Genomic DNA, 12,204 nt, shown 5'->3' with positions numbered 1-12,204 from the left:
GACGCCTCCCGGCGCACCTCCTACGTTCGGGCAAACGATTAGGAAACTTTCCTATTTGATCCACGTCACGGGAGCCCCGAATGACCCACCCGGGAGAGATCACCCGGCGCCAGTTGCTGCGCCGGATCGGCCTGACCGCCGTCGTCGTCGGCCCCGGCGCGGGCCTGCTGTCCGCCTGCGCCACCGGCGGCGGCACCGCGGCCGGCCCGTCGGCCTCCGCGCCCGCGGCGGCCTCCAGCGCTGCCTTCGACCCCAAGAACCCCTTCGCCGTCGACGCCAAGAAGGGCCTTGAGGTCGTCATCTTCACCGGTGGCTTCAAGGACGAGTACGCGACCGGCGTCCACGAGCCGATGTTCACCAAGGCGTTCCCGGGCGTCCAGGTCAAGCACACCGGCACCCAGAACGTCGGCACCATGCTGCGCCCGCGCTTCCTGGCCGGCGACGCTCCCGACGTGGTCAACAACTCCGGCCCCGAGGCCATGGACGTGGCCGCGCTCGCCGCCGAGGGCCACGTGGCCGAGCTCACCGCGCTGTGGGACGCCCCCTCCTACGACGACCCGGGCAAGAAGGTGCGCGACACCGTCACGCCGGCCGCGCTGGAGGAGGGCAAGCTCAACGGCAAGGACATGACGCTCAACTACATCGTGTCCCAGCGCGCCCTCTGGTACAACGCCAAGCTCTTCGAGTCCAAGGGCTGGGCCCTGCCCACCACCTGGGAGGAGTTCACCGCGCTCGGCGAGAAGGCCAAGGCCGAGGGCATGCACCTGTTCGCCTACCCGGGCCAGAAGGGCCCGTACTACCAGCTCTGGAACATGCTCTACACCGCTGCCAAGATCGGCGGCAACCAGGTCATCATCGACATCGACAACCTCGTCGACAACGCCTGGAAGTCCGAGGCCTTCAAGGCGTCCGTGACCGCCTGGCTGGACATCTTCACCAAGTACTCCGACAAGTCCTACCTGGGCCTGGACCACACCCAGACGCAGATCAAGCACCTGCAGGACAAGTTCCTGTTCTACCCGACCGGCTCCTGGCTCGAGAACGAGATGGCCAAGGACAAGCCGGCGACCTTCGAGTACGCCATCGCGCCGTTCCCGAGCGTCACCGCTTCTGACGCCATGCCGTACGGCGCCATCCAGGTCGGCTCCGGCGAGGTCTTCTTCGTCGCGGCCAAGGGCAAGAACCCGCAGGCGGGCCTCGAGTACCTGCGCGTCATGCTCTCCAAGGAGGGTGCGAAGGGCTTCGTCGAGAAGACCAAGAACCTCACCATCGTCAACGGCTCGGCCGAGGGCGTCGACCTGCCCCCGGGCCTGCAGTCGGCGGCCAAGGCGACCGACGCCGCGGGCCAGAACGTCATCACCAGCGCCCGCTTCGAGGGCTGGTACAAGGAGCTGTTCGACTACGCCTGGGCGCAGCAGAACATCCTGTTCGGCGGCCGGATGACCGTCGACGAGTACCTCGACAAGGTCCAGAAGAAGGCCGACGCGATCAAGGCCGACTCCTCCATCGCCAAGCAGACCCGGAACGCGTAAGCGACGATGGAGCGGCTTCGCAAGTACGGTTTCGTCGCGGGATTCCTCGTCGTTCCCGTGACGCTCTACGTGGTGTTCGTGATCAGCCCGTACATCCAGGCCTTTCAGCTCTCGCTGACGAGCTGGAACGGGTACCAGGCGAACCCGGCTTTCGTCGGGCTGGAGAACTTCACCAAGCTCTTCAACGATGAGGTCTTCTGGAACGCCCTGCGGACCCACGGCATCGTCCTGCTCGTGATGCCGCTCGTCGTGCTCGCTCTCGCGCTGGTCTTCGCCTTCCTGCTCAACCTGGGGGGCGGCTCGCGCGGGGCGGGCATGCGGGGCGTGTGGGGCTCGACCTTCTACAAGGTCGTGTTCTTCGCGCCCCAGGTGCTCGCGGTCGCCATCGTCGGCGTGCTGTGGAAGGCGATCTACCGGCCCGACGAGGCCGGGGTGATCAACGGGGCGCTGATTAAGCTGGGCGGCGAGCCCGTCGGCTGGATGAGCGACCCGGACCTGGCCCTCTGGTCGCTGATCGCGGTCATGGTCTGGCAGGCGGTCGGGTTCTACGTGGTGCTCTTCTCGGCCGGCATGGCGGCCATCCCGAAGGACTACTTCGAGGCGGCGGCGCTGGACGGGGCCGGGCGCTTCACCCTGTTCTTCCGCATCACCCTGCCGCTGCTGCGCGACACCGTGCAGGTCGGCTGGGTCTACCTGGGGATCGCCGCCTTCGACTGCTTCGCGCTGGTGCAGGTGCTCACCCTGGACGCCGGCGGCCCCGACGGGGTCACCACCGTGCTCCCGGTCGAGATCTTCAAGAGCGCGTTCTCCTACAGCAAGGTCGGCTACGCCTCGGCCATGGGCGTCGCCCTGTTCTTCCTGACGATCACCTTCGCGGTGCTGACCCTGCGCGTCACCCGGCGCGAGAAGATCGAGCTCTAATGCGTGCTTCCAAGCCCAAGCCGAGTGTGTTCAACGGCCTGTCGCATCTCGCTCTGGTCGTCTGGGCGCTGCTGATCATCCTGCCGCTGCTGTGGACCTTCCTGGCCGCCTTCAAGGACAACACCGAGATCTTCGGCGACGCCCTGCAACTGCCCGGCGAGATCCGCTGGGACAACTGGGCCCGCGCCTGGGAGAAGGCGCACGTCGGCCAGTACATGATCAACACGGTCATCGTGGTCTTCTTCAGCACCCTCGGCACGATGCTCTTCGGCTCGATGGCCGCCTACGTCCTGGCGAGGTACAAGTTCGTCGGCAGCAAGCTGATCTACTTCCTGTTCGTCTCGGGCATGGCCTTCCCGGTCTTCCTGGCGATCACCCCGCTGTTCTTCGTGGTCAAGCAGGTCGGGCTGCTCAACTCCTACCTGGGCCTGATCGTCGTCTACATCGCCTACTCGCTGCCGTTCACCGTCTTCTTCCTGGCCGCGTTCTTCCGCACGCTGCCGGAGGCGGTGGCCGAGGCGGCGAAGATCGACGGCGCGTCGCACACCCGCACGTTCTTCCAGGTCATGCTGCCGATGGCCAAGCCGGGCCTGGTCAGCATCACCATCTTCAACGTGCTCGGGCAGTGGAACCAGTACCTGCTCCCGCTGGCGCTGGTGCCGGCCGACCGCTCGAAATGGGTCATCACCCAGGGCATCGCCGACATCTCCACCATCGCCGGGTACGAGGCCGACTGGCCAGCCCTGTTCGCCGCCATGAACCTGGCGATCATCCCGGTGCTGGTCATCTACATCATCTTCCAGCGGCAGATCCAGTCGGGCCTCGGCGCGGGCGCGCTTAAATAGGCTCATGTGGACGCAGCATGACAACGAGCTCCGGCGCACCATCGAGGCGCCGGACTTCCCCACCGCCATCCGGATCGTCGACGAGATCGCGGTCGAGGCCGAACGGCTGAACCACCATCCCGACATCGACATCCGCTGGCGAAAGCTCCATCTCGTCCTCACCACGCACGACACCGGGGGGCTCACCGAGCTCGACCACCAGCTCGCCGAGATCATCGACGGTATCGCCGCGAAGCACGGAGCGTAGTCACTAGGGTGGGCAGCGTGACAACGCCGCGACTGCTCACCCTCACCTCCGTCCTGGTGCTCGCCGCCGGGTGCGCCGCCCAGCAGCCGGTCTCCGGCACCCCGGCGCACGCGCCCGCGCACACTGGTCCGGCGCACAACGGATCGGCACAGCCCGGATCGTCTTCCGGCGTACGGCTGGCCGGGGGCGACCTGGTCGTCTACGACCGCGCCCTGGCCCCCGAGGGCGCCCGGGCCAGCGCCTCCGTCGACTCCACGGCCACCGGCACGGTCTCCTCGCTCACCGTCGAGGGCCTCCTGCCGCAGCGCACCTACGGCGCGCACCTGCACGCGAACGCCTGCGGCGCCAAGCCCGACGACGCCGGACCGCACTTCCAGCACACCCACGGCCAGGCCAACGCCACCAGCGAGGTGTGGCTCGACCTCACCACCGACGAGGCCGGCACCGGCCAGGCCACCGCCAAGCACTCCTGGAGCCTCGGCGCCATGACGCCGAAGTCGGCGGTGATCCACGCCCAGCCCACCAAGCCCGACGGCACCGCCGGGCCGAGGGTGGCCTGCCTCAGCCTCGGCTAGCGCCGGAATAGAGCGCGCAGGTGCGTGATTACAGGCTTACATGGCAATCACGCACCCTGGGTGGCAACGCCCGAGATTACGGCTGCTCGACACCGGCGAGCGCCGCGCCACCTGGCTCGAACTCCTCTACGACCTGGTCTTCGTCGTCGCCGTGGCCGAACTCGCCGGCCTGCTCGGCGAGCACGACCTGACCGGCTTCCTCGGCCTGTTCGTCCCCGTCTGGTGGGCCTGGGCGGGCTACGTCTTCTACGCCAACCGGTTCGACACCGACGACCTCAGCCACCGCCTGCTGGTCGGCGCCCAGTTGCTGGCCGTCGTGCTCATGGCCGCCGCCCTCGGCGACCCGGTGAACCGCTCGGCGTTGTTCGCCGCGGCCTACGTCGCGGTCCGGCTCCTGCTGATCGTCGCCTACCTGCGCGTCTCGCGGCACGTGCCGCAGGCCAGGCGGCTGGCGCTCAGCTACGTCACCGGCTTCTCGGCCGCCGCGGCCATCTGGCTGCTCTCGCTGGCGCTGACCGGGCCGGCGCGGTACGCCGCCTGGGCGGTGGCGATGGTCGTGGACCTGGCCACCCCGCTGGCGTCTCGCCGCTACCAGGGCGAGCTGCCGCCGCAGTCGGAACACCTGCCGGAGCGGTTCGGGCTCTTCGTGGTCATCGTGCTCGGCGAGGTGGTGGCCGCCATCGTGCTCGGCGTGAAGGGCCACGCGCTCACCCCGCTCACCCTGCTCATCGCCGCGGCGGGGGTGGCCGTGACGGTCGTGGTGTGGTCGCTGTACTTCGACCGTCTCGACGGCCGGGTCGTGCTGCGCACCCGGGCGGCCGGGCAGATCTGGGTCTACTCGCACCTGCCGCTGGCGATGGCGCTGGTGGCCTTCGGCGTCGGGGTCGAGCAGCTCATCCTGCATCCGGGCGGGTACGCGGCGGCCCTGATCGGGGCCGCGCTGGTGGTGGTTGCCGCGACGCTCGCGGCGCAGCGGAAGGTGTCGCGGTGAACGAGCTCTTCGAGCGGCAGCTCAAGGCGATCCGGGAGCGTGACCTCGGCGCCCTGGTGGCGCAGTACCACCCGGAGGCGGTGGTGGTCCGGCTCGACCTGGTCGCGGCCGGGCCGGACGAGATCAGGGACCTGTTCGCCGCCTACCTGGCCAGGGAGCCGGAGGTGGTCGAGCTCACCGCGCTGCGGACGACCGGGGACACGGTCTTCTACAGCGCGGTGATGGCTCTGGACGGCCTGCCGTACACGACCTTCGGGACGCTGGTCGCGCGCGACGGGCTGATCTGGCGGCAGACGGCGGGAGCCGTACCGGCTCAGTGACCGGCGGGGATGCTGCCGAACCTGCCGGACTGGTAGTCCTCGAAAGCCTGGACCAGCTCCTCGCGCGTGTTCATCACGAAGGGGCCGTAGTGCGCGACCGGCTCGCCGATGGGCTCGCCGCCGAGCACGATGACCTCCAGGGGTGACTTGGCCGAGGCGGTGAGGGTGATCGTCTCGGCCTCGGTGGCCAGGCCGGGCCGGTTGCCGAAGCCCTCGAAGACGGCCAGTTGCCCGGCGGTGACCGGCGCCTTCTCCGCGCCCGCGCTGCCCTTGCCGGACAGGACGTAGGCCAGGGCGTTGAAGTCCTTGCGCCACGGCAGGGTGAGCTTCGCGCCCGGGCTGACCGAGGCGTGCAGCAGCGTGATGGGCGTGTGCGTGGCGCCGGGACCGGCGTGGCCGGCGACGTCGCCCGCGATCAGCCGCACCAGCGCGCCGCCGTCGGAGCTGCTCAGCAACACGACGTTGTTCGCGCGGATGTCCTGGTACTTGGGCGCCAGCATCTTGTCCTTGGCCGGCAGGTTCACCCAGAGCTGGATGCCGTGGAACAGGCCGCCCTGCGTGACGAGCCACTCCGGCGGAGCCTCGATGTGCAGGATGCCGGATCCGGCGGTCATCCACTGGGTGTCGCCGTTGGTGATGGTGCCGCCACCGCCGTGCGAGTCCTGGTGGTCGAAGGTGCCGTCGATCATGTACGTGACGGTCTCGAAGCCGCGGTGCGGGTGCCAGGGCGTGCCCTTGGGCTCGCCCGGGGCGTAATCGACCTCGCCCATCTGGTCCATCATCACGAACGGGTCGAGGTAGGACGGCTTGATGGTGGCGAGCGCCTTGCGGACCGGGAAGCCTTCGCCCTCGAACCCGCTGGGCGCGGTCTCGACGGCGAGGACCTTGCGGTCTCGGCCCAGGTCCTCGGGGATGCGAGGCAGGGCGAGGATGTTCTCAACGGTTACGGCGGGCATGTGTGGTCTCCCTTCGGGGGGACACAACCAAGTTTAGTTTTCAACTATTCCGGCGTGGCCTACCCCGGGATACGGGACATCATCCGCTCCATGCCGTTGACCCAATTGTCGCGCAGGGCCGCGCTCGCGCCGTCGAGGTCCCCGTCGACGAGGAGTTCGGCGATCCGGCAGTGCTCGTCGGCCTCGCGTTCGAGCGGCGCCTCGTCACCCGCCTGCAGGTGCGCGTACCGCCGCATCCCGGCCTTGACGCTGGTGATCAGGTCGAGCAGCCGCTCGTTGGGGCAGCCGCTGAGCAGCAGGTCGTGCCACTCGTCGTCGTGCCGCTCGATCTCCTGCTGCTCGGCCACCGGATCGGGGAAGTCGCGGGCCAGGCTGAGCAGCTCGGGCCCGATCTTGCGCAGGTGACCGGGGTCGGACAGCTCCAGGGCCAGCGACTCCAGCGCCGCGACGATCTCGCAGAGCTCGCGGAACTCCTTGCGGCTGACCGGGGCGAAGCGGAAGCCGCGCCCCTGGTTGCTCTCCAGCACCCCCTCGCCGGCCAGGGTGATGAGTGCTTCGCGCAGGGGGGTGCGGCTGACGCCCAGCTCGGTCGCGAGCGAGGCCTCGTTGATGTCGGTGCCGGCGGAGAAGTCGCCACGATCCAGCCGGCGCAGGAGTTCGTCCCTGATCTGCTCCCGCAGCGGTCGTCGCTCGATCGGCATGCGCTCACCTTAGCTCTTGACGAGATTCAAAATACTGCACTATGAATTCTGCATACAAAATATTACATGGCATAGATCAAGTTGTAAGGGGAGCTGAGTGCTGAGGTTCGGCGGGGACTACAACCCCGAACAGTGGCCTGAAGAGGTCTGGGCCGAGGATCTTCGGCTGATGTCCGAGGCCGGGGTGAACATGGCGACCGTCGCCGTCTTCGCCTGGTCGCGGCTGGAGCCGGAGCAGGGCGCCTGGGACTTCGCCTGGCTCGACCGGATCCTCGACCTGCTCCACGAGCACGGCATCGACGCCGACCTCGCCACCGCGACCGCGACGCCGCCCCCGTGGCTGGTGCGCGCGCACCCGGAGATGATGCCGGTCACCGCCGACGGCGTCCGCCTGGAGTTCGGGTCCCGGCAGGGCTACTGCCCGAGCTCCCCGGTCTACAGGACGCATGCCGTACGGCTGGCGCGGACCCTCGCCACCCGCTACGCGAGCCACCCCGCGCTCAAGATGTGGCACATCGGCAACGAGTACGCCGACCACACCCTGGAGTGCTTCTGCGAGGTCTCGGCCGCGCACTTCCGCACCTGGCTCGAAGCCCGCTACGGCACGATCGGCGGCCTCAACGCCGCCTGGGGAACCTCCTGCTGGGGCCAGCTCTACACCGGCTTCGACCAGGTCGAGCCGCCCCGCACCGCGCCCGGCCCGGTCAACCCGGCCCAGCTCCTCGACTGGCGGCGCTTCTGCAGCGACGCGCTCCTGGAGCTGTTCGAGGCGGAGAAGGCGGCGCTGCGCGAGGTCACCCCGGACATCCCGGTCACCACGAACTTCATGAGCATCCTGCACGGCCTCGACTACTGGAAGTGGGCCGCCGCCGAGGACCTCGTCACCGACGACGCCTACCCCGACCCGGCCGACCCCGAGTCGCACGTCGCCATCGCGCTCAGCTACGACCTGATGCGCTCGCTGAAGCGGCAGCCGTGGCTGCTGCTGGAGTCCTCGCCGAGCGCGGTCTCCTGGCGCGCGGTCAACGCGCCCAAGCCGCCGGGCATGATGCGCCTGCACAGCCTCCAGGCCCTCGCGCACGGCTCCGACGGCGTGATGTTCTTCCAGTGGCGCCAGGCCCGCTTCGGCCCGGAGAAATTCCACTCCGCCCTGCTCCCGCACGGCGGCACCGCCACCCGCGGCTGGCAGGAGACGCTCCAGCTCGGCCGCGACCTCAAGGCCCTGGCCGAGGTCGCCGGCAGCTACGAGCAGGCCCAGGTCGCCCTGGTCCTCGACTGGGACTCCTGGTGGGGGCTGGAGGCGCCCGAGTCGATGCCCTCCGACCGGCTCAAGCTCAAGGAACTCCTGCTCGACTGGTACCGGCCGCTGCACGCCCGCGGCATCGCCGTCGACCTCGCCCCGCCCGGCCGCGACCTGACCGGCTACCGCCTGGTCATCGTGCCCAACCTGTACCTGTGCACCGAGGAGAGCGCCAAGGCGCTGTCGGCCTTCGACGGCGAGCTCGTCGTCGGCCCGTTCAGCGGCGTCGTGGACGCGGCCGACCAGGTGCACCCCGGCGGCGCGCCCGGCCCGCTGCGCGACCTGCTCGGCGTCACCGTCGAGGAGTTCTGGCCGCTGCACGACGGCGTCACCCAGGCCACCACCGCCGGCGCCGCCCGCACCTGGACCGAGTGGATCCACGCCACCGACGCCGAGGTCGTCGCCCGCTACCGGGGCGGCGAGCTCGACGGCCGCCCCGCGATCACCCGCAAGGGCGGCGTCACCTACCTGAGCTGCCGTCTCGACGACCCCGCGCCCTTCCTCGACACCGTGCTCGCCCGGGCGGACGTGCACGGTGTCGAGGTGCCGCGAGGCGTCGAGGCGGTCAGGAGGGCCGGCCACCTGTTCCTCCTGAACCACACCACCGACCCCCAGCGCATCACCCTCCCGCAGGCCGGCACCGACCTGCTCACCGCGACCTCCAGGCAAGGCGAGATCGAACTCGCGCCCCGCGACGCGGTCGTGCTCCGACTCGAAGGAAGAAAGTGACTCACCCCTACATCCCCAACGCGGAGCCCCGCGTCAGGGCCGAGATGCTCGCCGAGCTCGGCGTGGAGAGCGTCGAGGAGTTCTACGCGGACATCCCCGCCGCGCTCCGCCTCGACCGGCCGCTCGACCTGCCGGAACCGCTGGTCGCCGAGTACGAGCTGGTCCAGCACATGCGCGGGCTGTTCGCCAAGAACACCGAGGCGCTCAGCTTCCTCGGCCACGGCACCTACCCGCACTACGTGCCCGCCGTCTGCGACGAGGTCAACTCGCGCAGCGAGTTCCTCACCGCCTACGCCGGCGAGCCGTACGAGGACCACGGGCGGTTCCAGGCGCTCTTCGAGTACGTCAGCATGATGGGCGAGCTCCTGGAGATGGACGTCGTCAACGTCCCGACCTACGACGGCTTCCAGGCCTCCGGCACCGCGATCCGGATGGCCGCCCGCTACACCGGCCGTTCCAAGGTGCTGGTGTCCGGCGCGGTCAACCGCGACAAGATGAGCAAGCTGCGCGACTTCCTCGCCCCCGACATCACCATCGAGCTCGCTCCGGTGGCCGCCAACGGCGAGATCGGCGAGATCACCCTCGACGAGAGCTACGCCGCGATCTACCTGGAGACGCCGAACGTCTACGGCGTCGTCGAGACCCGCGGCCGCGAGCTGGCCGACCTGGCGCACGCCCACGGCGCGCTCCTGGTCGTCGGCGCCGACCCCATCTCGCTCGGCGTGCTGGCCCCGCCCGCCGCCTACGGCGCGGACATCGCCTGCGGCGACATCCAGCCGCTCGGCATGCACCAGTTCTACGGCGGCGGCCACGCCGGCTACATCGCCACCCAGGACCACGAGCCGCTGGTCGCCGAGTTCCCCTCCCGCCTGTTCGGCATCGCGCCGACCGCGGTCGAGGGCGAGTACGGCTTCGGCGACGTCTTCTACGACCGCACCTCCTTCGCCCTGCGCGAGGAGGGCAAGGAGTGGGTGGGCACCGCGGCCGCCCTGTGGGGCATCACCGCCGGCGTCTACCTCGCGCTCATGGGCCCCGAAGGCATGCGCGAGCTCGGCGAGACGATCCTCGCCCGCACCCGCTACGCCATGGACGCGCTGGCCCCGCTGGTCAAGCACGCCGACGCGATCCACTTCCGCGAGTTCGCCCTCGACGTGCCCGACGCCGCCGCGCTGCTGGCCGGCCTGCGCGCCAAGGGCATCTTCGGCGGCGTCCAGCTCGACGAGCGCACCGTGCTGGTCTGCGTGACCGAGCGCCACTCCATCGCCGACATCGACCGGCTCGCGGCAGCCGTCAAGGAGGTCCTCGCATGAGCAGCGGTCACGGCGAGTCCTTCGCCGAGCTCCCGGTCAAGCCCAAGCCGGCGCTCCGCCGCTTCCACCAGGCCCGCTGGGACGAGCCGGTGATCTTCGAGCTGTCGCAGCCGGGGCGGCGCGGCCTCGCCGTACCCGCGCCGGGCGCGCCCAAGGTGGAGCTGCCCGAGTCGGTACGGCGAGCGCAGCCCCCGGCGCTGCCGGAGCTGTCCCAGCTCCACGTGGTGCGGCACTACCTGCGCCTGTCGCAGGAGAACCTCGGCGTCGACCTCAACATCGACGTCGGCCAGGGCACCTGCACGATGAAGTACAGCCCCAAGGTCAACGACCGCTTCCTGGCCGACATCGCCGACCTGCACCCCGAGCAGCCCACCGACTCGGTCCAGGGCGTCCTGGAGATCTACCACAACCTCGAGCGCATGCTCGCGGAGATCTCCGGCATGGCCCGCGTCTCGTTGCAGCCCGGCTCCGGCTCGGCGGCGATCTACGCCAACATCGCGATGATCCGCGCCTACCACGCCTCCCGCGGTGACACGCACCGCGACCAGGTCATCACCACGATGTTCTCGCACCCGTCCAACGCGGCCTGCGCCAAGACCGCCGGGTACGAGGTCATCACCCTCATGCCGGACGCCGACGGCTACCCCGACATCGAGGCGCTCAAGGCGGCCATCGGCCCGCGCACCGCCGCGCTGATGATCACCAACCCGGAGGACACCGGCATCTTCAACCCGCGCATCGCGGAGTTCGTCGAGCTGGTCCACTCCGTCGGCGGTCTGGCCTGCTACGACCAGGCCAACGCCAACGGCATCCTGGGCATCACCCGGGCCGCCGACGCCGGCTTCGACCTGGGCCACTTCAACCTGCACAAGACCTTCTCCACCCCGCACGCCTGCGGCGGTCCCGCGGCCGGCGCCTGCGGCGTGTCGGAGAAGCTCATCCCGTTCCTGCCCGGACCGGTGGTGGACTTCGACGGCTCGCAGTACGTGCTGACCACGCCCGAGCAGACGGTCGGCAAGATCCGGCCCGGCCTGGGCGTCACCCCGAACATCGTGCGCGCCTACGCGTGGATCATGTCGATGGGCGCCGAGGGCCTGCGCTCGGTCGCCGAGACCGCGGTGCTCAACAACAACTACCTGATGCACAAGATCCTGCAGATCCCCGGCGCGTCGGTCCCGTGGGACAAGCGCCGCGTCGAGCAGGTGCGCTACTCCTGGCAGGAGCTGTCGGAGGAGACCGGGGTGCATTCGGAGGAGATCGGCGTGCGCGCCGCCGACTTCGGCGTGCACTACTGGACCTCGCACCACCCCTACCTGGTGCCCGAGCCCTTCACCCTGGAGCCGACCGAGTCCTACTCCAAGGAGGACCTCGACGAGTACGCGGCCATCCTCGCCCACGTGGCCGAGGAGGCCCGCCGCGACCCGGCCTTCGTCAAGGGCGCGCCGTACAACTCCACGGTCCACAAGATCGACATGTCCCCGCTGGACGACCCCAAGCAGTGGGCGCCCACCTGGCGGGCCTACGTGCGCAAGCACCTGTCGAAGGGCTGACCCGTGGTGAACGCGCCGACCGTGGGGCTCGTGGTCAACCCCGTCGCCGGGCTGGGCGGAAGCGCCGGGCTCAAAGGCAGCGACGGGGCCGACGTGCAGCGGGCCGCGCTCGACCGGGGCGCGGTGCCCCGGGCGGGTGAGCGGGCGGCGCGGGCCGTACGGGCTCTGCTCACCGCGCGCCCGGACGTGCGCCTGGTCACCGCACCGGGCGCGATGGGCGAGGACAG

The 12,204-nt window shown here is 69.8% G+C and carries 12 protein-coding genes and 1 pseudogene; 11 read left to right on the top strand and 2 right to left on the bottom strand.

The annotated features are described in order from the left end of the window. The first annotated feature begins 80 nt into the window (after nucleotides 1-80). From ngcE to AB0I67_RS39145, 7 genes are read left to right on the top strand one after another with little or no spacing between them, the layout of a single operon-like run. Nucleotides 81-1,532, top strand: a complete 1,452-nt coding sequence (ngcE, locus tag AB0I67_RS39175; RefSeq protein ID WP_357934994.1) for an N-acetylglucosamine/diacetylchitobiose ABC transporter substrate-binding protein — start codon at nucleotides 81-83, stop codon at nucleotides 1,530-1,532. Between the two features lie 6 nt (nucleotides 1,533-1,538). Further along, nucleotides 1,539-2,453, top strand: coding sequence for a sugar ABC transporter permease (locus tag AB0I67_RS39170; RefSeq protein WP_357934991.1), 915 nt, complete (start codon nucleotides 1,539-1,541; stop codon nucleotides 2,451-2,453). Continuing rightward, nucleotides 2,453-3,298, top strand: a complete 846-nt coding sequence (locus AB0I67_RS39165; RefSeq protein ID WP_357934987.1) for a carbohydrate ABC transporter permease — start codon at nucleotides 2,453-2,455, stop codon at nucleotides 3,296-3,298. The genes AB0I67_RS39170 and AB0I67_RS39165 overlap by 1 nt, the downstream gene beginning before the upstream one ends. 4 nt (nucleotides 3,299-3,302) lie before the next feature. Further along, a complete protein-coding gene (locus AB0I67_RS39160) occupies nucleotides 3,303-3,545 on the top strand; it encodes a 4a-hydroxytetrahydrobiopterin dehydratase (protein ID WP_357934984.1) in 243 nt (80 codons plus the stop codon). A gap of 17 nt (nucleotides 3,546-3,562) precedes the next feature. Next, the gene (locus AB0I67_RS39155) at nucleotides 3,563-4,120 is read left to right on the top strand and encodes a superoxide dismutase family protein (RefSeq protein ID WP_357934981.1); all 558 of its coding nucleotides are present in this window, start codon (nucleotides 3,563-3,565) and stop codon (nucleotides 4,118-4,120) included. Nucleotides 4,121-4,160: 40 nt separating this feature from the next. Then, nucleotides 4,161-5,111 (top strand): low temperature requirement protein A, encoded by a 951-nt coding sequence (locus tag AB0I67_RS39150; protein ID WP_357934979.1) that lies wholly within the window; start codon nucleotides 4,161-4,163, stop codon nucleotides 5,109-5,111. After that, complete coding sequence (locus AB0I67_RS39145; RefSeq protein ID WP_357934975.1) at nucleotides 5,108-5,431, top strand: nuclear transport factor 2 family protein; 324 nt, start codon at nucleotides 5,108-5,110, stop codon at nucleotides 5,429-5,431. The genes AB0I67_RS39150 and AB0I67_RS39145 overlap by 4 nt, the downstream gene beginning before the upstream one ends. On the opposite strand, the gene AB0I67_RS39140 is transcribed toward AB0I67_RS39145, so the two are convergent. Together AB0I67_RS39140 and AB0I67_RS39135 are read right to left on the bottom strand one after the other, a co-directional pair. Then, nucleotides 5,425-6,387: a pirin family protein gene (locus AB0I67_RS39140; RefSeq protein WP_357934972.1), complete on the bottom strand. Its 963-nt coding sequence runs from the start codon at nucleotides 6,385-6,387 to the stop codon at nucleotides 5,425-5,427. The two genes, AB0I67_RS39145 and AB0I67_RS39140, sit on opposite strands and share 7 nt — an antisense overlap. A 59-nt stretch (nucleotides 6,388-6,446) precedes the next feature. Then, complete coding sequence (locus AB0I67_RS39135; protein WP_357934969.1) at nucleotides 6,447-7,088, bottom strand: GntR family transcriptional regulator; 642 nt, start codon at nucleotides 7,086-7,088, stop codon at nucleotides 6,447-6,449. 97 nt (nucleotides 7,089-7,185) lie between these two features. Between AB0I67_RS39135 and AB0I67_RS39130 the strand changes: the two genes are divergently transcribed. The 4 genes and pseudogenes from AB0I67_RS39130 to AB0I67_RS39115 form a co-directional block, all read left to right on the top strand. Continuing rightward, nucleotides 7,186-9,117 carry a beta-galactosidase gene (locus AB0I67_RS39130; protein WP_357934966.1) on the top strand — a complete coding sequence of 644 codons (1,932 nt, stop codon included), beginning with the start codon at nucleotides 7,186-7,188 and terminating at the stop codon, nucleotides 9,115-9,117. After that, a complete protein-coding gene (gene gcvPA / locus AB0I67_RS39125; protein ID WP_357934963.1) occupies nucleotides 9,114-10,427 on the top strand; it encodes an aminomethyl-transferring glycine dehydrogenase subunit GcvPA in 1,314 nt (437 codons plus the stop codon). The genes AB0I67_RS39130 and gcvPA overlap by 4 nt, the downstream gene beginning before the upstream one ends. Then, nucleotides 10,424-11,977 (top strand): aminomethyl-transferring glycine dehydrogenase subunit GcvPB, encoded by a 1,554-nt coding sequence (gcvPB, locus tag AB0I67_RS39120; RefSeq protein WP_357934961.1) that lies wholly within the window; start codon nucleotides 10,424-10,426, stop codon nucleotides 11,975-11,977. Before gcvPA ends, gcvPB begins: the two co-directional genes overlap by 4 nt. 3 nt (nucleotides 11,978-11,980) lie before the next feature. Next, a pseudogene (locus AB0I67_RS39115) lies at nucleotides 11,981-12,204 on the top strand (ATP-NAD kinase); the annotation flags it as partial.

The sequence above is a fragment of the Nonomuraea sp. NPDC050310 genome, assembly GCF_040655795.1.
In the GTDB taxonomy this organism is placed as follows: domain Bacteria; phylum Actinomycetota; class Actinomycetes; order Streptosporangiales; family Streptosporangiaceae; genus Nonomuraea.
Note: the sequence above shows the minus strand (reverse complement) of the source record. Positions and strands in the feature narration are given on the sequence as shown.

Coding starts and splice junctions, on each gene's coding strand:
- ngcE (WP_357934994.1), top strand. CDS start 81: ATGACCCACCCGGGAGAGATCACCCGGCGCCAGTTGCTGCGCCGGATC.
- AB0I67_RS39170 (WP_357934991.1), top strand. CDS start 1,539: ATGGAGCGGCTTCGCAAGTACGGTTTCGTCGCGGGATTCCTCGTCGTT.
- AB0I67_RS39165 (WP_357934987.1), top strand. CDS start 2,453: ATGCGTGCTTCCAAGCCCAAGCCGAGTGTGTTCAACGGCCTGTCGCAT.
- AB0I67_RS39160 (WP_357934984.1), top strand. CDS start 3,303: ATGTGGACGCAGCATGACAACGAGCTCCGGCGCACCATCGAGGCGCCG.
- AB0I67_RS39150 (WP_357934979.1), top strand. CDS start 4,161: ATGGCAATCACGCACCCTGGGTGGCAACGCCCGAGATTACGGCTGCTC.
- AB0I67_RS39140 (WP_357934972.1), bottom strand. CDS start 6,387: ATGCCCGCCGTAACCGTTGAGAACATCCTCGCCCTGCCTCGCATCCCC.
- AB0I67_RS39135 (WP_357934969.1), bottom strand. CDS start 7,088: ATGCCGATCGAGCGACGACCGCTGCGGGAGCAGATCAGGGACGAACTC.
- gcvPB (WP_357934961.1), top strand. CDS start 10,424: ATGAGCAGCGGTCACGGCGAGTCCTTCGCCGAGCTCCCGGTCAAGCCC.